The sequence below is a fragment of the Paenibacillus sp. cl141a genome (assembly GCF_900109305.1).
Lineage (GTDB): Bacteria > Bacillota > Bacilli > Paenibacillales > Paenibacillaceae > Paenibacillus_AQ > Paenibacillus_AQ lautus_A.
Map to the genome: position 1 here is coordinate 117,513 of NZ_FNZO01000002.1, position 20,016 is coordinate 137,528.

The following is a 20,016-nucleotide window of genomic DNA, read 5'->3' on the forward strand; positions in this document are numbered from 1 at the left end:
GTTGTCCAGTAACACACCGAATTTAGGACTATTAAAGAAAGACCCTATGGTGGATGGCAATGAAACCTTTAACATCGAGACGATGCTGAATGAGAATTGGGATAAGATTGATGAGGCTGTGGGGCAGGTCCGGGAGGATCTCGATAATGTGACAGTGACGGTACCGGATGCCTCGTTAATAACAAAGGGTATCACTCAGCTATCAAATGCAACAAACAGCACATCTGAGTCTATGGCAGCTACACCTAAGGCAGTTAAGGATGCCTATGATCGAGGAAGTGTAGGCATAACGGCAGCGGCGGCGGCACAGACCAAGGCAGATGCGGCAGAAACACCAGTAGGTTCGCAGGCGAAGGCGAATGCTGCGGAGACGAATGCGAAAACTTATGCAGAGAATTATACTAAGCAGAATTCGGCCATTGCAGCATGGTCGGCTGGGTATAGATCGGCCAAACATCTGTCGAGTGGTACAGACCTGAATACAGTCTATGACACGGGATTTTATGATGGCTATGGTCTGGGTAACGCCCCTAGCAGTAGTGATTGGTATTTCTATCAGATGATTTCCCACAGTTCAGGACCCACAACTTGGAGGACGCAAATCGCATACAGCTTTAATGATGCCAATTCGACTTTCAGACGTACGCAAACAAACGGAAATTGGTCGCCGTGGATGCGGATAGGTGAGAATCTCATCGATGCCCAGACTATGGATGTCAGCATACAGGTACCAGGACAATACCCAACCATCCAGGCGGCAATTGACTCCCTAAAAAAGGTCAACTTCGGCACTAGAATCATTGAAGTAGCGGCAAATCACATCGAGAGTGGTAATGTAGAGATTAGGGGGTTCATCGGCGGTGCTATCAGCATTTCAACCCTCTGGACGGGGGATGCAAATGCGAGATTCCGCATAAACGGGAATATAAATGTCGTCAACTCAACATGTACGGTGAATCTCTCTAAAATAACCCTCAACACCGCTGGTGCCTTCATCAACTGCCAAGCAAATGTCGAACTATACTGTTTTGATATTTACAAGTCAGTTGGTGGTAATGGCATCTGGGCGGGCAAATGTACAGCCATTATAATTGGAGGTAACATATCCAACTGCACGGGTTCGGCGATCTCCGTGTTTAACAGTGGCCGATGCACAATCAGGGGCGTTACTGGGTCCAACAACAGCATCGGTATCGATTGCACGTCGGGTATTGTTCACATCGGTGGCGGGTTCTCTCTGACAGCCAGTACGTTATTTTCCACATCAGACGGCGGTAGGGTATTCCAAGGTAGAGCTTAATGAAAGGAGATGATTAGGTTGGCTACAGCTTACATTATTAATCAAGAGTCCAGGGTGGTAGTGGTTATTCCAGATGTGGAGAAGATAGAGGGCAACACTGTTTGTGGAAAAAATGCCTCAGCCTCGGGGATTGACCTCAACCAAACAAAAATTATCGTCATCGAGACATCCTTGGATATTAAACGTGGTGATACATTCCCAGATGAATATGAGGATATAAGTGAACAATTCAGGAAGTTAAGCAAGGATGACCAGATCGATGAAATGAACACAACGATCGGAGCACTCTTGTTAGAGAACGCTAATCACAGGGCTATGTTAACATCTCTCGAAGATAATGTAGGGGGGCTCTACTATTTGAAATAGCTGAGTTTAAAGGAGGAGCTATATAAAATGTGGTATCCAACAATTAAACAGTATTATGATAACGGTCACCGGTCGTACACAGACGAAAACCTGAAGACGTTTGTGGTGGCCAAGATGATCTCACCAGAAGAATATAAACAAATCACCGGAATTGAATATGTATCGTAGTGCGCCGCAAGGCGTATTTTTTATGCCCCTGGGTGGTCCTCCGGGGGCTCTTTTAATGCTCAGTGAGTTGGTGGGAAGAAGGATAGACTGGACAGTGCTTACAGTGATCATTTCTGTAATAGCAGCTTTCAACGGCATTCCACTGGGTCGGTATGGGAAGACAAAATCCTTCAAAGATGAGGTAGCTAGAGAAGCTACAACTGATGCATATTTATACACAGATGTATCTTACATCAAGCGCGGTATTGATGATATTGAAGTGGATGTCCGTATTCAAGGACAGCGAATGGAATGGTTGACAGAACGTTTGACTCGAGTTGAAGAATCCGCAAAACAAGCGTACAAGTGAATAGATGAATTGAAAGAATAGGATAGGAAATGAATATGGATTGGCATATGATTTTTGAATTGATTGATCCAAGGCTGCTAGCGGTGGTTGCTGTATGCTGGGTTATTGGGTTCGTTCTTTAACATACGCCGTCTATACCTGATTGGAGCATCGTGTACATCGTGGTTATAGTTGCCGTTATTTTGACCGTCAGCTTGCTTGGCTGCTCGATTGAATACGTAATACAAGGGATCTTGTGCGGGTCCTTTGCAGTGTTTGGGCATCAGGCAGTCAAGCAGGCTAAGAATGGGGCATGCGAATGATCTACTGTAATGACCATATACCCCAAGCAACGCCTTGTAACCGTCGCCCTGGGCTTGCAATGTCACCATCAATAATAACCATTCCCTGACACGATACCCAAAATAAACAGCCCAAACTATAATTGCGATCCCTAACCCCCTATAACCAATAGTTAGTTCCAGATTTTGGTTTGCGATGACTGCCGATCTTGGCGAGAATGCCGGCGGCGTAAACTCGGTCGATCCCAGAAACGGAGCGTAAGCACATGGCGCCAGGTATGCCTTCGAGAATGCGCTCGATCGCTTTGTCTAATTCCTTGAGCTGAGCTTATATACTCCCGATCGCTTGAATGGACGTTCCAAGCATAAGGTTCAGAAAAGCTCTCAAAAGAAATACTCTGCGAGGAGGAAGAATTATGTATGAGCACATCGGTCAGTTGTTTAAGATGCTGGTGGCGGGGACGGGGGCCGTGACAGGGTACGTCTGGGGCGGATGGTCGCTGCCGCTGCATCTGCTGTTGTGGTTCGTGGTGATCGATTGGTTGACCGGATGGGGCGCGGCCTGGATGAACGGCGAGCTGCGCAGCCGTATGGGTTATACTGGAATCGCACGCAAAATGACCATTTTTCTCATCATCGCCCTGATGCATCTGGTAGATCGGGTGCTGGGAGAGATGAATTATTTTCAGAATACGGTGATCTTCTTCTATCTCGCGAATGAGCTGCTGTCTATTATTGAGAACGTAGGAAGAATGGGGGTACCGATCCCCCAGTCCCTGCGTAATGTGGTACAGGTATTCCAGATCAAATCCGAAGAAGGGGATAAGCCAACCGCACGAAAGGAGGAGAAAAAGGATGAAGCCCTCTGAATTTATAGCCAAGCTGGCACCTATTGCTGCACAGGACATGCGTCGGTACGGGGTACCCGCTTCGCTTACGCTTGCCCAGGCAATCCTGGAATCCAACTGGGGAACGAGCGGCCTGACGCAAAAGGCGAACAATCTGTTCGGCATTAAAGGAACCGGCCCAGCGGGCAGCGAGACCATGCAGACAACGGAATACCGGGGACAGACGCCCTATACGACCCAAGCTTCATTTCGAAAATACAACCATTGGCATGAATCGGTTGCCGATCATACCTGGCTGATTCTGAACGGTACGCGTGACAAGCCGCAGCGCTACCATGGCGTGTTATGGGCGAATTATAAAACGGCGGCAACGGAGATTTGGAGAGGTGGCTATGCCACAGACCCCAATTATCCCAAAAAGCTCATTTCCATCATAGAGCAGCATTCGCTCCATCAATATGATGTGCCTAGTCCGGAGGAGGAGGAACGCATGAAAATCGAACAATTAACGGCAGAACTGCAAAAAACACAGGACCAAGTTCGGCAGCTTAACGAGCAATATGCCTCGGCAATGAAACTGCTAACCGAGCAGGGCAATGCCATCAAGCAGATGAATGCCAGGCTTAAGGCGGCGGAGGCGGAGAAGCCTGCGAAGGTTCCGTCTTGGGCGGAACCGGCGGTACAAGCTGCAAAACAGGCAGGAGTACTTCATGACCCTGAGGGCAGCTTCGATTTTTACCGGATCATGACCGTGCTTTATCGTCTGGGGATTATCCATAAAGAGAGTAAGTGAAATCTGAGTTTTCTGTAAGAGACGATTCCATCTAATTAACATGGCAGGGGTTTATTCTTTTGAATGACTTTGGATACAGCTTTCCTTGAACTTGAAGTATATGGAAAAAATAAAAAACCGCTTGGTCGCCAATAGGCGGCCTTTCGTATTATCAGGTTAGCCAGAATCTTCTGGTTGGCCTTTTTTTGTGGTCGTTTTACGATGGGGGGAGCCGGGAGAACGTGGCGGCTTTAGGGGCAATGAACCCGTAATAAAAACTGTTCTCTCACGACCTCCAAAAGACCATGTTTGAGCTGGTAGGGGCGGTAGACCCCGCATCACAAGCGAAGCTATGGATTTGGAACCATCGTGAAAAGACCGGTGAAATCAAGGAGAAGGAGTGAGGAAATGGTGCTGACGATGATCCGGCAGCTGGACGAGTTGGAAAAGCAAATGGAGGACATGGCGGCAAACCTGTCCGAAGTTGAACTCGTGAAAAGCATTCCGGGAATCGGAACGAAACTGGCCGCAGCCATTATAGCTGAAGTGGGTGATGTCAAGCAGTTCAGCGATGCAAAGCAACTCGTGGCGTATGCGGGCCTTGACCCGTGCATCTTCAGTTCAGGAAAGTTTACAGCAACGAATACAAGAATAACGAAACGGGGCTCTAAAAGACTCAGACGTTCTCTCTATTTGGCTGTGCAATGTGGGATGCGGAAAAACGCGAATGCAAGAATTCGTTCGTATTATGAGAAAAAAAGAAAAGAGGGCAAGCCCTACAAGGTGGTCGTGATCGCTTGCGCCAACAAGCTGTTGCATCACATTTTCGCCATCTTGCAGAAGGGGCAGCCCTACCAAGCTTAAACCATATTTAACCAAAACCTCCATAGATGTGGAGGTTATTCGGGTTGGTCGGAAAAAGTATATCACGAAAAGAGAATTCATCCAAGCTGAAATGCTTGACAAACATTAGCTGGTTTTTATTTGGCACGGGTTTTACAGGGAAAATCCCTGATTATATAAACCAGAAGGAGAATAATCATGATGGCAAAGTATCTGTTAACGCATGTAGAAGGGGAAAAGGCTTATCCGGGTGTAGAGGAATTCGATGGGGATATTCATGCTTACATGGAATCAAAGGCATTGTATATCCGTACCATTCCCTTGACTAGCGGTGTGAACGGAAATTATGTCTACGCCGACGGTCAGAAGGACCGCTTCGGTGATTCCGTCACGCTGGGACTTCTGACTTTTGTGCAGAATACGATCCCCGCCCGGCATATTCGCTGGATTATTGCCCCGTTGTAGAAGGAGCTGGCGCATTGGCGGTAGGCGCGGTATAAATTACCGCTTATATGTAATATTTATCGGTCAATATGTTTAACCAAGCATGAATAGCCGGAAAAAGAAAAGTCGCCTAGCGGCGACTAAAATAAAGCAGCGATGCAGTTTTCGATGATTTTTCTACTCCGGGTTGCCATAATGTAATATTTATCAGTCAATATGTTTAACCAACTGGGAAACCAACTAATTTCTCGACGTAAAAGTTAGAATAACGTGCCTCCCCACGCGTTGCAGGCATTATACCTCACCTTACCTCACTTCACTTCACCCTCACCGTCCCCACCGAATTTGCTTGATTCCCCGCATGATCCGTAACGGTATAGGTCACCGTGTAGATTCGGCTTTGACCGCGTGCCGATTTCTCCGCTCGCAGCCGGAAATGAGTGTCATGGGTACCGAAGTCGGCATCCTGAACATCCGGTCCTCGATTACCTCCCTTGCCTTTGCTTTCGCTATTACCTGCGTCCTTATCTTTCTCAATCAAAATATCCTGGATATCTCCTTTCTGCCCTTTGCCACCTGTACTCTCCATGGTGATGGAGGTTAGCACGATGGACGCAACGCCAGAGCCTTCATCGCTGGATTCGAGGCTGGCGCGAATATCGACCATTTTGTGATTCGGCGCCTTCAATAGGGAAGGCGAGAGCGTAACCGTAAGCACCGGGGCGATTTTATCGATGTTCGACACGGTTGCCGTTAGGGTGCCTTCGTTGCCGTCCTCATCTGCATATTCGAAGGTAAATGAACCATTCTCGGTAAATTTGTAAGTTGGAGATCCGTCGTTATTCGTAACGGTAATCGGACTCTCCGAGACCAAGGCAACTACAACGTCCCCATTCGTTGGGGCCGTCGTGCTGTTCTCCAGGCCCACCTTGAAATCGGTATACGTGACGCCAGGTGCTGCCGTGAAGTTCTCGCCGATATTGTCCAGCGTATTGCCGCTTAGCTTGATATTCTTGCCTGCCTGGAGCTGAATTCCGTTGCTGTTGCCGGTGATGACGTTTTCCAGAATCTGCACGTTCTCCGGGTCTCCGGCTCCGATGCCGCCCGCGTTGGTGTCCCCGTTGTCGTGCTCGAGCAGGATGCCCCAATAATGCTCGGCGGTGTTCTGGCGGATCGTGTTGCCTTTGATGATCGTGCCCGGTCCGTTCAGAATATTGATGCCTGCCGCGTTAGGAATATCGATGGTATTCTCGATGCGGTTGTTCTCTATGATGGTATCCGGCGAGCCCATCGATACGACAATGCCTTCCCGGGCATTGCGGATCGTATTGTCGTGGATATAGTTTTTCGGGCCGGATTTGCTGTGATTGGTCGGGGCGGTCCCCCCGGTATTCCCGATGCCGATGCCGCCGCCATACGGCATGTCGGTGATCAGGTTATCGTGGATCTCGTTAAAATACTCCAGCTCCCCGTGCAGATCAATTGCATCCAGCCGGACCTGTTGGAATTCGTTGTGCCGGATCACATTGTTATGGGCCACATATTGAATGAGTGCGCCGTGGCGCAGGTAAGGCCCCTCGAAGGAGGAGTCCTCGACCAGATTCCACCTGGTATCGTTGGCAAACCCGCTGCGGTCGACCTTCGGCATGCCCTGAATGGATACGCCGTACCCGGCACCGCCCGGCCCAAGGTCCGTGGCATTACGGAACGTGGTGCTGCGGACGACGATGTCATGGCTGTTCTCGATACGGACGCCCATGCGGCTGAATTTCTCGATCGTCACGCCGTCGATCGTGATGTTGTACGATGGCGCCTCGCCATAATTGGCGGCAATGATCATCATGTCGGGGCCGCCGGCATCCGGGTTGTTGATCCTGTGATCCGTCGTGTACTGGCCATCCCAGGCAGATGTCAGCGTCAGATTGGAGATGGTCAGATCATGCTGCTTGGCAGATCTCAGCATCGTGCTGTTGCGGACCTTGTTCAGCGAGGTCTTCAGAATCGCGCCGTTCTGGCTTTCCCCGCGTAAATTGACCTCGGATTTCAGCATCAGATTGGTCAGTCCATCGGGCGCACTGTTTAAGTTGTAAACCCCATTCGGGAAAAACACCTCGTCGCCCGGGAGCGCTTCATCCATTGCTCGTTGGATCGCCGGTTGATCGTCCGTTGCATTGTCTGCAGGATCAGCCCCGTAATCGACCACGTTCAACGTCCTTCCGGTAGCAGCAAAAGCCTGGTGCACCGGATGGTCGCTGCCGTCCGCATTCTTCATGCCTGGAGCGGTAAAAGGAACGGTACCCTCCGGCGGCTGCGGCACAAAATCCGGAATGATCGCAACGGGCGTATCCCCCTTAGCGAAAGGCGGATAGATATGAACTTCGGTTAGGCTCGTATAGGCACTGCCGTCCGAATTGCCGCGCCCGGTCAGCTTCACGTAACGCGCACTCGTGTCCGGAACGTCAAAAGGCTGCATCGCGGTAGTGGTTCCGCTGCTCGAACCGTTGAAGAGCGGAGACCAGGTCACGCCGTCATCGGAGGCTTCGATATCGATCTCCGTAGCGCGAACGTCCCCTTTATAGAAGGCGATGCCGAGATAACCGATGTCCCGGGCCTCGCCGAGATCGTACTTGATCCACGGACCGTCGCCAGCAGCAGACCAGCGGGTGTACAGATTTTGGTCCAGGGTATTATCCTCGATGTTGCCGTCGCTGCCGCTTGCCGTGACCGAGGCCACTGGCCAAGGCGCTAAGGGAGCGCTAAGCGTCGTAACCTGCAGCGTCAGCGGAACCGGACTGACGTTTCCGGCGGCATCCACGGCCTCGACCTTATAGCTGTACTCCGTGTGCGGTGATAGTCCCTCCGCTTCATGGCGGATGATGTCGGAGCCGAGCTCCATGACTTTGACGCCGTTTTGATAAACGTTGTACTTCGCGACGATCTTGTTGTCTTCCGCCGTCGGCCATGACAAATGTACATAATCTTCGCCAATGCTGCCGATGGACAGGCGGCTTCCGTCCGGCCAGGACGGCGGCGTCGTATCCTGACTGGAATCCAACCATTCGCTCACGACCATGGCAGGTCTCGGATTGCTGGAGCCGTTGGCTTCCTTGGTATAGATATTGACGCTGACACCGGTATGGGCCGCATCCGCCAGGAGAAACGATACGCTGCCATCTGTTAGGTGACTGCGGACATAGTCCGTCACATCGACGCTGTACACCTCCGGCCGGCCGCCATTCTCGGCCTGTACGGTAAACGATCCGATATAAGCATTTGGATCGAGAACGTTCATGGGTGCATTGTTCCAAGTCAGTTGGCTTTCGCTCCAGGCTGTATCCTCGATCCCGTAGATGGAGAGCTCAAGATCCGTGTTGCTGGTCCCTTTTTTTGCGGCGACCTGGAATTCGTACCGGTAATCGGGATCGCTCAGAGCGGAAGCATCGAATTTGAAATAGACATACCTTTTGATGGTTGTACCGGATGAAACGCTAAACAGACCGACGCTTGTGCCTGTAGCGGAATTGATATTGGCGGCCGGTTTGGAGCTGTCGATCAAGGCATCGTCCGAGGGCTCCAAACGGCCGATCTCAACGGGAATGCCCGGTGAAGGATCGGTCGGGTCGGAGGGATCAGTCGGATCCGTCGGATCAGGAGGCGTGTAGCCGTCTTTGTAGAGAATCGGCGTCGTGACCTCCAGATTTTTTACGTGCTGCTCCATGAAGGCCCAAGCTTCCGCGTCCGCGGTTGTTTTGGCTTCTCCGGCAAAGCCATGGCCTTGGCCGGGAACGACTTCGAAATCGACCACAGGAACATCGGCAGCCGTCAATTGATTGGCGAAGGTGACGCTGTCGGTATAAGGTATGGTGGCGTCCGCGTCTCCATGCCGAATCCAGAACGGCGGATCATCGGGAGTGGCGTACGTTCCGGGCATGGCAAGCCGTGCTTCAATCGGGACGGACAGGGCGTTATGCCCGCCGAGCAGCTTCGTGACCGAACTGTATCGGTCGGCAAAATCGGTCGTGAAATCGGCAGGTCCGTACCAGTCCACCACGGCCTGCACCTTGGTGGAGTATTCCGGCCAGCCACCGGCGCCTTCGATATCAGGCAGATTTACCGTATCCCCGGTATCCAGCGTGACCGTGTCCTCCAGGGTCAGGTCTCCCGTCGTTCCGAGCAGGGAAGCGAGATGCCCTCCCGCCGAAGTGCCCCAGACGCCGATTCGGCTCGGATCGATGTGGTATTGCTCGGCATGGGCGCGCAAATAACGGATGGCCAGCTTCACGTCTTGAATTTGGGCCGGGTAAGGCGCTTCGGGAGTTAGACGATAGCTTAAGGAAACGCCGATGTACCCGCGTTTAAGGACATAGTTGCAGATGCTGCCCAGGGCGTTTTTGCGGTCGCCCTTATTCCAGCCTCCGCCGTGAATGTAGATCATGACCGGCATGGGCTCGGCCGGGGGAGTGCTCGGAACGGCGATGGACGTGTAGAGGTCCCGGTCGCCGGCTTTGCCAATCAAAACGTCCTCATAAAGGGTTACGCCTTCCGGAGCAGGGTAGGGGCCGGTTTCGGCCGGCGGGGGTTCAGGCACGGGATCGATCGCAGGCGGAATGCCCGGGATGGCCTGACCGGACAGCGAGACGTTGTCGATATACATATTGGCGTTCATCGGATCACCTACCCGGAACTGGATTCGCACGTTCGGATTGCTGTTGGCTTCCGGCGGCAGCGTCCAGGTTTTTAACGTGTTGGATTCGCTGCGCGGCGCTTCAGGAGTTCCCGGGGCCAGCTTGAAATCCTCCAGCAGGCTCCAGGTCGCGCCTTCGTCGCCGGACCACTCTGCCACGATGCTTCCGCTGACATAAGAAGAGGCCCTCGTATAATAGCTCAGCTTGATGTTGCCGTAACCCGTCGTATTGACGGGCAGATAGACGGAATCGGTCACGTCGATTTTCATGAGGTTCGGCGTGGACGGCGCGCTGCCGGATACGGAGGTCTTGGCTTTGCTTCCGCCTTCCCCGGTTTGAACCCAGGGCAGGGGAACGACGACTCCTCCGGTGGTGCCATATCGCTCGGAATCGAAGTTATCGGAGAAGAATAGAACATCCGGACCTTCTGGCTCCGGTAGGGGATCGGAAGCTGAGGCAACAGATTCTGCCGCAAGATCGAATTCTGCAACAGATTGTGCAGATATAACAGGAAGCTGCCCTGGGGATGCCATGACGCTCATGGTTATGAGCAGGCAGAGGACTAGGCATGAGAACCGGTAAAGTTTCTTCTTCAACGTTTCATCCCTCGCTTTTCGATTGGTAGTTGAAGCGTGTTTAAGAACGCCCGGAAGCAGGCGCTGGACTGTCCCGGGCATCGGATGGACTAGCGGAGGTTACGGATGCACGTGCGTTAGAGAGAAGAACGTAGCTCTGACATGGTCGGATTGATCGGAGGTGGTATCGGATTTGTTCTGGTTATAGACGCCTGCCTTGAAATAAAGATATTTATCGTTGTAACCGCTTGGGAGGGTATGAGTCACGGTGGTGGCCGATCCGCCCTCCGGGGTTACTTTTACCGTCATGAGCAGTCCGGTCACCTTGATTTCATAGCTCCATGTCTGGCCGAGGGCAATGCCGTTTACAGGGTTAAGCTGGTTCGGTCCGCCGAGAATGTTCACCCAGGTGTTGTTGTTGTCCAGATCATCGGTTCCAAAATAAACGGCCCCCCTGCTGTCCGAAGGACGCTTGTGGTAATAAAGCCGTATCGGCTCGGTGCTGGGTCCATGGATTTGCCCGACCACGACGCGGCCGATTTTATCGGCTTCGCTACCGCTGACCGATACACGATCCACGCGTAAGGTAGCCTTCATCGCTCCATCCACGCCGCCGGCCTGCGACTTAATGGATGGGGAGGAGGTAGAGGTTACCCAATTATTGGCCCATGAAGAGGCGCTGTTCGTCGACGGATTCAGCATTTCCCGAAGCTCGGAGCGGGTGTAGGTGCTGTTCGTGGTGGTCTCGCCGATATTAGGGGATGTGAATACCATGCCGCCGGTGACGGGATCGGTATAGAACCAATCCGGATGCTCATAGCCGCCGGCGAGTGCGCTAGCTGGAATCTCGGACGCGTCAGGCAGGGTGATTTTCCACTTGGTTAGGTCAAAATTGCCCGAAGGGGGTTTAGCCGGGTCAAGGGTTCCGCCTCCTCCATCCGTAGTACCTCCCCAAATTTCGACCTCTGTGTAACTGTTCCAGTCATTGGAGGTGTTGCCGTAGCCCACAATGCGTACATACCGGGCTTCAGCGACGGGGATGGAGAAGGATTGCAAATGGTTGTTTTGAGCGCTAGTGACAGCGTTCCGTGCTTGAAGCCAGTTGGAGCCATCGATTGAAGTTTGGATATCGAAGGTGAATGTGCGCGAATCTCCGTTGTAAAACGCGATCTTGACTAATGAAACCGGTTGGGCGGACCCCAGATCCAGTCTCAGCCAAGTGCCGTCGCCTTCGCCGGACCAGCGTGTGCTAAGACTGCCGTCCACCGCTTTCGATGCATCGCAAGCACAGCGGGTGTCGTAGCTGCTGGCCGATGCGGAAGCCGGGTACTTGCTCTCATTAGCTGCGATGCTCTGTCCTTCAAATAGAGGAGCAAGCAGCATGGCTGCACTGATCAGGCAGAAAGTCATTTTTTTGGATAACGCAAACCTTCGTTTCACGGCGATCCCTCCCGTAGGTTGATTGAATCGTTAATAAATATCATGTCCCTCCTTTCTGCGGTGCGCTTCAGACTGTATGACAGCGCTTACCTAAAACGTAGCAAGAATGTGCGCACAGGTCTTGTGTTAATCCTATAAGCACTTGGTATTTTTGCATAATGGGAGGATTTATTGCGCCTTCTGCCCTCCCGCAGCTTTCCTGGACGGTGAAGCATCACGTATTTGGATTTCGTCATACCTGACTCGGACAGGAAATATCTTGCTTGGCGATAACGGATAGGATGAGCCGGGTATACAATGAGGGAACAGGCAAAAAGGCAATAACATTTTTCTTCGGATGCCGTATGGCATATAATCTAAAGAACGAAAGATTCCGAATCGACCCTAAATAGATAAAAAACAGGAGTGGGACAAATGACACTGAAGGAGCTTAGAGAGCATCGCCAATATCCGGAGCAAACGAAGTCGGATGCTTCACGCGCGGTATACGAGCGGGATTATTCGCGCCTGATCCATTCGCCGACGTTCCGCAGGCTGCAAGGAAAATCGCAGGTATTCGGCGCCGGCACCGGCGATTACTACCGGACGCGCTTAACGCATTCGCTTGAGGTGGCGCAGATTGCGAGAGAAGCGGCACGGAGCCTGACGCGTCTTTATCCCGAAGTGCTGCCGGAGCAGGCCGAGAACGCAGGGCTGATGATTGATCCCGAGGTGGTGGAATGCGCGGCGATCGCCCATGATTTCGGGCATCCTCCGTTCGGCCATAAGGGCGAAGAGGTGCTGCAGGGCATTCTGGAGAAACTCATTGACCGGAGGACCGAGAAGGAGCTGACACGCCAGCCCGGTACGCCGACACCGGAGCAGGCGGCCGAGGTGCAGCAGGCCATGCGGCGCAAATATGAGCATTTTGAAGGGAATGCGCACAATTTCCGACTGATCATGTTTTTGGAGAAAAGGGAGAACGTAAACGGCCTCAACCTGTCGGATGCGGTGCTGCTTGGCATCAACAAATATCCGTTCTCCGGCCTGGATAATCCCAAGGGGATGTACCGGCATGAATGGGAATACATTTCCCATATCCGGAAGGAGTGGCAAATACCCGGCACGCACAGAACACTGGAAGCGCAGCTTATGGATCTGTGCGATGACATCGCGTATTCCGCGCACGATCTGGAGGATGGCATCAAAGCCGGGAAGATTGAGGTGCACGAGCACTTTTTGCGGGACAGCCATCTCAACAAGTTGATCGTGCAGAAGATCATGACGCTGGAAGACGAGGTGTGGAAGGGATGGACCAAGGAGCAAATCCAGCCGAAGGTGGATTTGGTGCTGGACGAGTTTCTGAAGATATGGAACGAAAAAATGCCGACCTGCGAGAATGATTATTCACGTACCCGGCGTGAGGTCAAGGCCTACTGGGTCAGCCTGTTTGTGGGCAGCCTTGGCGTGATCGCGAACGGGGATTGGAAAAAGGTCACGTTTGTCAAAGACGGCGTCGAAGACGAGGATATGCTGCGCACCGTCAGCGTCCTGAAAAGTTTCGCTTGGGTGACCATGATTCGCGACCTGCGGGTTCAGCGCCTGCAGAAGCGCAGCGAATGGATCATCAAGCGCTTGTGGGATGCCTTTCTGGATCCTGTCGCTTCAACGGCGATCATTCCATCCGACTGGCTCCAGCGATACGAAGCGGACCAGAAGCGGGCGAATCCGATCTGGACGTGGGAGCATATGGTGATTGATTATATCGCAGGGATGACGGACGCTTTTGCCGAGAAAATCTATAACGAGTTGTATGGACTCAAGGTAGGTTCAATCTATGATTTGGATTAGTACCGACGATACAAGGGGGATGGCATGAATAGCCAATTGAAACTGAGCGTGCTTGATCTGGTTCCGCGATGGGGAGAGAGCTCGTTCGAAGAAGCCTTGCAGCAAGCGGTGATACTGGCACAGTCTGCGGAACAATGGGGCTACGGGCGATACTGGGCAGCGGAGCATCATGATCTGGAGCATCTGTCCTGTGCATCGCCCGAGATCCTGCTGTCCCATATCGGCGCCCGAACAACGCGCATCCGGCTTGGTTCCGGGGCCGTGCTGCTGCCCCATTACAGCCCGCTGAAGGTGGCGGAGAATTTCCGCATGCTGGCGGCGCTGTATCCCGGTCGCATCGATCTCGGGATCGGGCGGGCGCCGGGAGGTTCGGCCCATACGAGCATGGCGCTTAGCGGGAATTTCCTGGGGCATGTGGCGGATTTGCCGCAGCGAATTCGGGCTTTGACCGAACTGCTGGAAGACCGGTATCGCTACGACGATGTGCCGGTGGCAGCCAAACCGGTACCCGCAGCGCAGCCGGTGATGTGGATGCTGGGCACGAATACGAAAGGTGCCGGGTATGCAGCCGAATTCGGGACGGGCTATGTATTCGGACAGTTTATGAGCGATACGGACGGGGCGGAGATTCTCCGTTCTTACAGGGAAGGCTTTCAGCCAAGCGCTGATCTGAGAGAACCGCGTGCGATGGTGGCGGTGAGCGTGATTTGCGCGGAGACGGAGGAGCAAGCAAGAAAGCTGGCCGCGTTATTTCCACGGCCTGGGGAGAGCGACCTTCCTTCGGAACCGACGGATTCCGATTCTTCAGGTCCATCCCGGAGGCTAATCATCGGCACGCCTGCAAGCGTGAGAGATAAGCTGCAGATGATGGCGGAAAAATACCGGTGCGACGAGTTCCTGGTCGTTACCCCCGTGAGCGATTACGATGCCCGGCTGGAATCGTATCGGCTGTTAATGGGGCAGTAGCGACTGCTGCACACTGCTGCACATATATAATAGAAGAGAGACGAAATACATGATGAATACGAACGACTTTGACATGACCTTCGGTCCGTCCTCCATGAGCGATAAATCATCTTATCTGTATACGTATGCCTGTCATGAAACCGAGCGGGCGCTATGTTTGATGGAGCTGACGGAGCTGTTCGGTCAGGGGCCTGACGGAGCGGACTGGCTGGAAAGCGAGCGGCGGGTCGATCCGGATCGCAGCCCGTTCCTATCGGCCTGCCTTGACGTCAAGATGACTGGAGATTCCATCGAAAGCATCGCCGAGCAAGCAGGCCGCATTCGACTTAACCAAACGACCTTCAAAGTCGTCTGCCTTAAGTCTAGCGACCGTTTCAGCTATGATCAATTGCGCGGTTACGAACGGATGGTAGGTGGCCAAATCGAAGGAACGGCGCAGATGAAATCTCCGGATGTCACGCTCGGTCTGATATCCCTGAACGGAATCTGGCGATTGGGGCTATTGCACGAGCCTGAACGTGCCTGGCTGGAGCATAAGCGGAAGCCGCAAAATTATTCGACAGGGCTCAGCTCGAGGGTGGCCAGGGCACTGGTCAATCTGGCCGTGCCTCGGATAAGCGGTGCCACGCTCCTGGATCCCTGCTGCGGAATGGGGAATGTATTGATCGAGGCCTTCTCGATGGGAATCCCGGCCGAGGGCCGTGACATCAATCCGCTCGCGGTTCGTGGAGCAAGAGTGAATCTGCGGCACTACGGTTATGATGACAACAAAGTTGCCATTCAGGACATGAATACGCTGCAAGGACATTATGATGCCGCTGTACTGGATTTGCCGTATAATCTGTGCTCCGTCTTTCCAGAGGATGAGCAGTTGCGGATGCTGAAAAGCTTACGTCGCTTGTCAGATCGCGCTGTCATCGTTAGTACAGAGCCGCTTAGAGAGCAGCTGACGGACACAGGGTGGAAGGTGGTGTCTCATTGTACGACCCGCAAGGGGAGCTTTGCGAGAGATATTTGGCTGTGCGAGTAAACGGCCATCCAATTTAATCGGCAGGATCATATCGATACTTTTCCAAATCAATGATGCCTTTGTGATTGACGGCAACGCCTTCGTCCTGCAGATACAGCTCCTGCATGAGCCTGGACTCATCGTCTTGGATGGCGATTTCTCCTTTGGCGTTGATGACCCGATGCCACGGCAGCTTGTGAATATGACTGAGGGTGTGAAGTATTCTAACGACCTGCCGGGCGCCCCTTGGGCTGCCGGCCAGTCTGGCCACCTGTCCATAAGTCATCACGTATCCTTCCGGAATGCTCTGAATCACTTCAATGACGCGTTTTGTAAACGGCTGCATTTATGTGTGCTCACTCCATTTTCCATATAAATAAAAAGGGCGTCCCGACAGGCATGGAAAACCTCGGGACGTTCCTTTTTTTGACAAGCTCCTTAAACCAAAGCGCGGATCTAGATACGAAATGGTGCTTCACGACTTGTTGCCTGGTCTTAGTACGACTTGCTGTAATCGATCACATTGCGGGACAACGGCTCTCCGTTTACGTAGTGCTTTAAATTCTCCAGGAAAATATCCACGGCACGCTCGCCGTATCGATCCGTATCGCCTGCCATGTGAGGCGACATGATGACGTTGTCCAGGTTCCACAGCGGATGGTCCGCAGGAAGCGGCTCTTCCTCGAAGACATCCAGTCCCGCGCCTGCCAAACCTCCGGATTGCAGCGCTTGAACCATGTCGTCCGTGACCATGGTCTGGCCGCGGCCTACGTTCACGAAGAAGGCGGAGTCCTTCATCGCCGAGAATCTTGCCGTATTGAACAGTCCGCGGGTTTCATCGGTCAGCGGCAGGATATTGACGATATAATCGCCTTGCGCCAGCGCTTCATCGAGCTGATCGACCTTATACATCGATTCCACGTTAGGATCAGACTTGCCGGAGTTGCGGACCCCGACGGTCCGCATGCCGAACGCCTGGGCCACCCGTGCCGTATGGCTGCCGATTTGGCCGACGCCGACGATGACGATGGTTTTGCCGGCCAATTCCGTGAACGTGCCGGATGTATCCCACTTGTTGTTCGACTGCTGACGGATCGCGAGATGAAGGTTGCGGTTGAAGGCCAGGATCATCGCAAAAATATGCTCCGTGATCGGTACGCTATGTACGCCGCTGGCGTTGGTCAACTGAATGCCTTTTTCCTCAAGTTCCCGGAGCGGCATTTTATCCACCCCGGCCGACCAGGCTTGAATCCATTTGAGTTTACTGTCGGCGGACAATACCTCGTCCTGCATGGAGCGTGACCATCCGATCATGATGTCGGCATTCCGAACGATGCTTCCCGTCAGCTCTTTCGCTTTTGTCACCAACAGGTCATAGTCGGGGGCAATCTCCTTGATTTTTTGCTGCTGCTCGGCGGTTAAATCATGTATGGACAAGATGTTCGGCATGGTACTACCTCCTAAGGAATATGATGTTCAACCAGAATCATAGCGAAAATCTCTTAGGGAACATATTATCAGAAATCATCGCCTTGCGCATGAACGAACGGACGCGATTGGTAAAATTGTACATGAATTATTGTCCGATTTATGGTAAATTGAAGCTTCATCATATTTTTAGGCGAAATTTGATGTACCCCTCATACTATTTTCAGATGTTCTTGCTCAAACTATAAACGAACCAGGAAAACATGGTGGCAGTGCTTAGACTGCTAGCGATAAAAGATGATTGGAAGGAAGTGTCGTAGTTGAGCCATTCGGCTGAGGGAGCTATGGATCGTTTGTTTGTTGCCGTGCGTCTGCCTTCGGAGGTCTCCTCCCGAATACAGGATTGGACGGAAACATTGAGGAAGCAAGCCAATTTCAAAAAATGGGTTCATCCGCAGGATTATCACATTACGTTACAGTTTCTGGGCGATACGCCTTCTCATCGCATAGCGGAGCTGACCGGGGCGCTCCAGGAGGTAGCCAAGGAACGCAAGCCCTTCAAGCTCAGTCTTTATGATGCCGGCGTGTTCGGGGCAAGCGGCTCACCAAGGATTCTATGGGCTGGGGTCGGCGGGGATCTGAATGCGCTCGCTGAGCTGCAGCAATCGGTCGTGTCGCGGATGGAATCTTTCGGATTCGTCCCGGAGGAGCGTCCATTTCGACCGCATATTACGGTTGGCCGGAAATTTCAAGGAAATCAACCATTTTCTATGGATGTTATCGGAAAAGGACCCGAACCTATCCAGTGGGACGTGCTAGAAATGGTTCTTTTTCGAACAAATTTACATGCGAGTCCGATGTACGAAACCGTAGGTGTGGCGCGGCTTTCGACCATTTTCTGAAATTGAAAATAGAATGTTCATAAAATTACCATGTTTTCAACGCCTAAAAATGTGGTTACATAGTGTAGAAATGTGCCGACATCATAGGAGGAAAAATATGGTTATGAAAGTGCTACGGCAAAATCGCTGGGTTGCGCTGCTCATCGGAGCGCTCTTTGTGAGTTTGTCTCTTATAAGTTTGCTTGGAATGCAATCGAAATCGACGGAAGGGAAAGAGCCAAAGCAGGACATGCCCACATTTGTAACGGCTGCTCCGGCTCCGGAAGGCGTCCCTGATCTCTACGTAAAAGCTGCGAGTACGCAGCAGGATAGGGAACCTGTCAACATTTTGTCTTCAATTGTTTTCCAAGAGTGGAATAAGCCGGGGAGCAAGGTCCATGCTTTTTCAAACGCAAAAGGCATTGGTTTAGCCTCCGGGAAGATCGACTCGAAAGCATCATCGAAGACTGCAGATGAGAAGAAGAAAGCAACCAAATCTCAGGCTGCGGACGGGAAACCGGCAAAACAAAAGGGGACTCATGTCGTCAAATCCAAGGCAGAAAGCCTATCACCCCCCACAACATTATTCTTCACAAGAACAAATACGTTAACCCAGGACCAAAAAGACAAAGCGACCTGGACCTATGATTTGTCAGCTGAAGAAGTGCTTCTGCTCCAGAAGATTGTCATGGCAGAGGCGGAAGGCGAACCGTACGAAGGCAAGGTGGCAGTTGCCAACGTTGTCTTAAACCGGCTGCGGTCAGCCAATTTTCCCGATACGATTACCGATGTCATCTATCAAAAGCATCAATTTAGTCCTGTAGCGAACGGGCGTCTTAAACGTGTCCAGCCGAACGAAGAGACGATTAAGTCCGTGAATGCGGCGCTTCATGGCCAAAAAGAGGTGAAGGACGATACGTACTTCTTCCTGTCTTTGAAGCTGGCTCAGGATCTCACGGTGCATCATTCCAGGACGTTTGTTAAAAAAATAGGAAATCACTCTTTTTACAAGTAGTGCCCATAAGGGTAAACTAGGATGTAGGAGGTGTGTTTAACCATGAATATTACGTATTATGGCCATTCCAGCATATTGGTGGAGGAAGGCGGCGTTCGTGTCATCATCGACCCGTTGCTGTCCGGTAATCCCGGTTCCGGCATCGAACCCAGTGACGTGAAAGTGGATGCAGTGGTTCTGACGCATGGGCACTCCGACCACTTTGGCGACTGCATCGAAATTGCGAAGCAGAATGATTGTCCGATTATCGCGGTGTACGAACTCGCCGTGTATTGCGGCCAGCAGGGAGCCAAATCCCATGGAATGAATATCGGCGGAAGCGCGCAGTTCGATGGTTTTAAGGTGAAGTTTACCCCGGCCTTCCATTCTTCCTCCATCTCGGTGGGGGATACCTGGATCTATGCGGGGCAGCCTGGAGGCGTCATTCTGACCATGGGCGGAAAAACGTTCTATCATGCTGGCGACACAAGTTTGTTTGGCGATATGCGCCTGATCGGAGAGATGAACGACATCGATGCTGCCGCGCTGCCGATCGGGGATATGTTGACGATGGGCCCGCAGGACGCCCTGCTGGCCGCACAGTGGATTCGTGCGAAGCATGTCATCCCGGTGCACTATGACACGTTCCCGGGCATTAAACAGGATGCAAGGGCCTTCTGCGACGAACTGGCCCAAACGGGCATTCAGGGTCATCCGTTGAAAGCAGGAGAAACGCTGGAAATATAGATCGATTTATACTTAAAAAAGCTTCCCTGCCACATAGGACAGGGAAGCTTTTTGGTAGAGGATAAGTGCATAAGCGCGTGCTTGGAACAG

18 protein-coding genes and 1 pseudogene are annotated in these 20,016 nt (G+C 52.3%); 15 read left to right on the forward strand and 4 right to left on the reverse strand.

All coding sequences use genetic code 11. The features are described from left to right. Window position 1: 1 nt before the first annotated feature. The 9 genes and pseudogenes from BMX45_RS31710 (at window position 2) to BMX45_RS05690 (ending at window position 5,392) form a co-directional block, all read left to right on the forward strand. Window positions 2–1,300, forward strand: a complete 1,299-nt coding sequence (locus BMX45_RS31710; RefSeq protein WP_254777971.1) for a pyocin knob domain-containing protein — start codon at window positions 2–4, stop codon at window positions 1,298–1,300. An 18-nt stretch (window positions 1,301–1,318) separates the two neighbouring features. Further along, complete coding sequence (locus BMX45_RS05655) at window positions 1,319–1,666, forward strand: hypothetical protein (protein ID WP_090908884.1); 348 nt, start codon at window positions 1,319–1,321, stop codon at window positions 1,664–1,666. 27 nt (window positions 1,667–1,693) lie between these two features. Continuing rightward, a complete protein-coding gene (locus BMX45_RS05660; RefSeq protein WP_090908885.1) occupies window positions 1,694–1,834 on the forward strand; it encodes an XkdX family protein in 141 nt (46 codons plus the stop codon). After that, window positions 1,818–2,183, forward strand: a complete 366-nt coding sequence (locus tag BMX45_RS05665) for a hypothetical protein (RefSeq protein WP_254777972.1) — start codon at window positions 1,818–1,820, stop codon at window positions 2,181–2,183. The genes BMX45_RS05660 and BMX45_RS05665 overlap by 17 nt, the downstream gene beginning before the upstream one ends. Window positions 2,184–2,218: 35 nt before the next feature. Beyond that, window positions 2,219–2,485: pseudogene (locus tag BMX45_RS05670) on the forward strand (phage holin family protein). A gap of 395 nt (window positions 2,486–2,880) precedes the next feature. Further along, the gene (locus tag BMX45_RS05675) at window positions 2,881–3,333 is read left to right on the forward strand and encodes a phage holin family protein (RefSeq protein WP_090908886.1); all 453 of its coding nucleotides are present in this window, start codon (window positions 2,881–2,883) and stop codon (window positions 3,331–3,333) included. Then, the gene (locus tag BMX45_RS05680) at window positions 3,320–4,105 is read left to right on the forward strand and encodes a glycoside hydrolase family 73 protein (protein WP_090908887.1); all 786 of its coding nucleotides are present in this window, start codon (window positions 3,320–3,322) and stop codon (window positions 4,103–4,105) included. Before BMX45_RS05675 ends, BMX45_RS05680 begins: the two co-directional genes overlap by 14 nt. A gap of 387 nt (window positions 4,106–4,492) precedes the next feature. Next, on the forward strand, window positions 4,493–4,948 hold the full coding sequence (locus tag BMX45_RS05685; protein WP_254777973.1) for an IS110 family RNA-guided transposase: 456 nt from the start codon (window positions 4,493–4,495) through the stop codon (window positions 4,946–4,948). Between the two features lie 180 nt (window positions 4,949–5,128). After that, on the forward strand, window positions 5,129–5,392 hold the full coding sequence (locus tag BMX45_RS05690) for a hypothetical protein (RefSeq protein WP_244235395.1): 264 nt from the start codon (window positions 5,129–5,131) through the stop codon (window positions 5,390–5,392). A gap of 295 nt (window positions 5,393–5,687) precedes the next feature. Here the strand turns inward: BMX45_RS05690 and BMX45_RS05695 are convergent, their stop codons facing one another. Together BMX45_RS05695 and BMX45_RS05700 are read right to left on the reverse strand one after the other, a co-directional pair. Next, window positions 5,688–10,652 (reverse strand): CBM96 family carbohydrate-binding protein, encoded by a 4,965-nt coding sequence (locus BMX45_RS05695; protein ID WP_090908888.1) that lies wholly within the window; start codon window positions 10,650–10,652, stop codon window positions 5,688–5,690. Window positions 10,653–10,751: 99 nt separating this feature from the next. After that, window positions 10,752–12,071: a polysaccharide lyase family 7 protein gene (locus tag BMX45_RS05700; RefSeq protein ID WP_090908889.1), complete on the reverse strand. Its 1,320-nt coding sequence runs from the start codon at window positions 12,069–12,071 to the stop codon at window positions 10,752–10,754. 414 nt (window positions 12,072–12,485) lie between these two features. Between BMX45_RS05700 and dgt the strand changes: the two genes are divergently transcribed. Genes dgt through BMX45_RS05715 form a run of 3 tightly spaced genes read left to right on the forward strand, consistent with a single transcriptional unit; the run spans window position 12,486 to window position 15,897 of the window. Then, on the forward strand, window positions 12,486–13,901 hold the full coding sequence (gene dgt / locus BMX45_RS05705) for a deoxyguanosinetriphosphate triphosphohydrolase family protein (protein WP_090908890.1): 1,416 nt from the start codon (window positions 12,486–12,488) through the stop codon (window positions 13,899–13,901). Between the two features lie 24 nt (window positions 13,902–13,925). After that, window positions 13,926–14,867: an LLM class flavin-dependent oxidoreductase gene (locus BMX45_RS05710; RefSeq protein ID WP_090908891.1), complete on the forward strand. Its 942-nt coding sequence runs from the start codon at window positions 13,926–13,928 to the stop codon at window positions 14,865–14,867. Between the two features lie 49 nt (window positions 14,868–14,916). Continuing rightward, a complete protein-coding gene (locus BMX45_RS05715) occupies window positions 14,917–15,897 on the forward strand; it encodes a TRM11 family SAM-dependent methyltransferase (protein WP_090908892.1) in 981 nt (326 codons plus the stop codon). Between the two features lie 13 nt (window positions 15,898–15,910). On the opposite strand, the gene BMX45_RS05720 is transcribed toward BMX45_RS05715, so the two are convergent. Together BMX45_RS05720 and BMX45_RS05725 are read right to left on the reverse strand one after the other, a co-directional pair. Beyond that, a complete protein-coding gene (locus BMX45_RS05720; RefSeq protein WP_090908893.1) occupies window positions 15,911–16,222 on the reverse strand; it encodes an MGMT family protein in 312 nt (103 codons plus the stop codon). 149 nt (window positions 16,223–16,371) lie between these two features. Continuing rightward, entirely contained in the window at window positions 16,372–17,325 is a 954-nt protein-coding gene (locus tag BMX45_RS05725; protein WP_090908894.1) for a D-2-hydroxyacid dehydrogenase, read from the reverse strand. A 299-nt stretch (window positions 17,326–17,624) separates the two neighbouring features. Here BMX45_RS05725 and thpR point away from each other — a divergent pair, with 299 nt between their 5' ends. From thpR to BMX45_RS05740, 3 genes are all read left to right on the forward strand, one after another. After that, window positions 17,625–18,206 carry an RNA 2',3'-cyclic phosphodiesterase gene (gene thpR / locus BMX45_RS05730; RefSeq protein WP_175495049.1) on the forward strand — a complete coding sequence of 194 codons (582 nt, stop codon included), beginning with the start codon at window positions 17,625–17,627 and terminating at the stop codon, window positions 18,204–18,206. A 97-nt stretch (window positions 18,207–18,303) separates the two neighbouring features. Then, window positions 18,304–19,200 (forward strand): cell wall hydrolase, encoded by an 897-nt coding sequence (locus BMX45_RS05735; RefSeq protein WP_090908895.1) that lies wholly within the window; start codon window positions 18,304–18,306, stop codon window positions 19,198–19,200. Window positions 19,201–19,242: 42 nt separating this feature from the next. Continuing rightward, window positions 19,243–19,926 carry a metal-dependent hydrolase gene (locus BMX45_RS05740; RefSeq protein WP_090908896.1) on the forward strand — a complete coding sequence of 228 codons (684 nt, stop codon included), beginning with the start codon at window positions 19,243–19,245 and terminating at the stop codon, window positions 19,924–19,926. Window positions 19,927–20,016 lie beyond the last annotated feature (90 nt).

What these genes read in the sequence shown, in the direction of transcription:
- BMX45_RS05675 (WP_090908886.1), top strand. Translation starts at nt 2,881, where the DNA reads ATGTATGAGCACATCGGTCAGTTGTTTAAGATGCTGGTGGCGGGGACG.
- BMX45_RS05685 (WP_254777973.1), top strand. Translation starts at nt 4,493, where the DNA reads ATGGTGCTGACGATGATCCGGCAGCTGGACGAGTTGGAAAAGCAAATG.
- BMX45_RS05710 (WP_090908891.1), top strand. Translation starts at nt 13,926, where the DNA reads ATGAATAGCCAATTGAAACTGAGCGTGCTTGATCTGGTTCCGCGATGG.
- BMX45_RS05660 (WP_090908885.1), top strand. Translation starts at nt 1,694, where the DNA reads ATGTGGTATCCAACAATTAAACAGTATTATGATAACGGTCACCGGTCG.
- BMX45_RS05680 (WP_090908887.1), top strand. Translation starts at nt 3,320, where the DNA reads ATGAAGCCCTCTGAATTTATAGCCAAGCTGGCACCTATTGCTGCACAG.
- BMX45_RS05690 (WP_244235395.1), top strand. Translation starts at nt 5,129, where the DNA reads ATGGCAAAGTATCTGTTAACGCATGTAGAAGGGGAAAAGGCTTATCCG.
- BMX45_RS05735 (WP_090908895.1), top strand. Translation starts at nt 18,304, where the DNA reads ATGGTTATGAAAGTGCTACGGCAAAATCGCTGGGTTGCGCTGCTCATC.
- BMX45_RS05720 (WP_090908893.1), bottom strand. Translation starts at nt 16,222, where the DNA reads ATGCAGCCGTTTACAAAACGCGTCATTGAAGTGATTCAGAGCATTCCG.
- BMX45_RS05725 (WP_090908894.1), bottom strand. Translation starts at nt 17,325, where the DNA reads ATGCCGAACATCTTGTCCATACATGATTTAACCGCCGAGCAGCAGCAA.
- BMX45_RS05715 (WP_090908892.1), top strand. Translation starts at nt 14,917, where the DNA reads ATGATGAATACGAACGACTTTGACATGACCTTCGGTCCGTCCTCCATG.
- dgt (WP_090908890.1), top strand. Translation starts at nt 12,486, where the DNA reads ATGACACTGAAGGAGCTTAGAGAGCATCGCCAATATCCGGAGCAAACG.
- BMX45_RS05740 (WP_090908896.1), top strand. Translation starts at nt 19,243, where the DNA reads ATGAATATTACGTATTATGGCCATTCCAGCATATTGGTGGAGGAAGGC.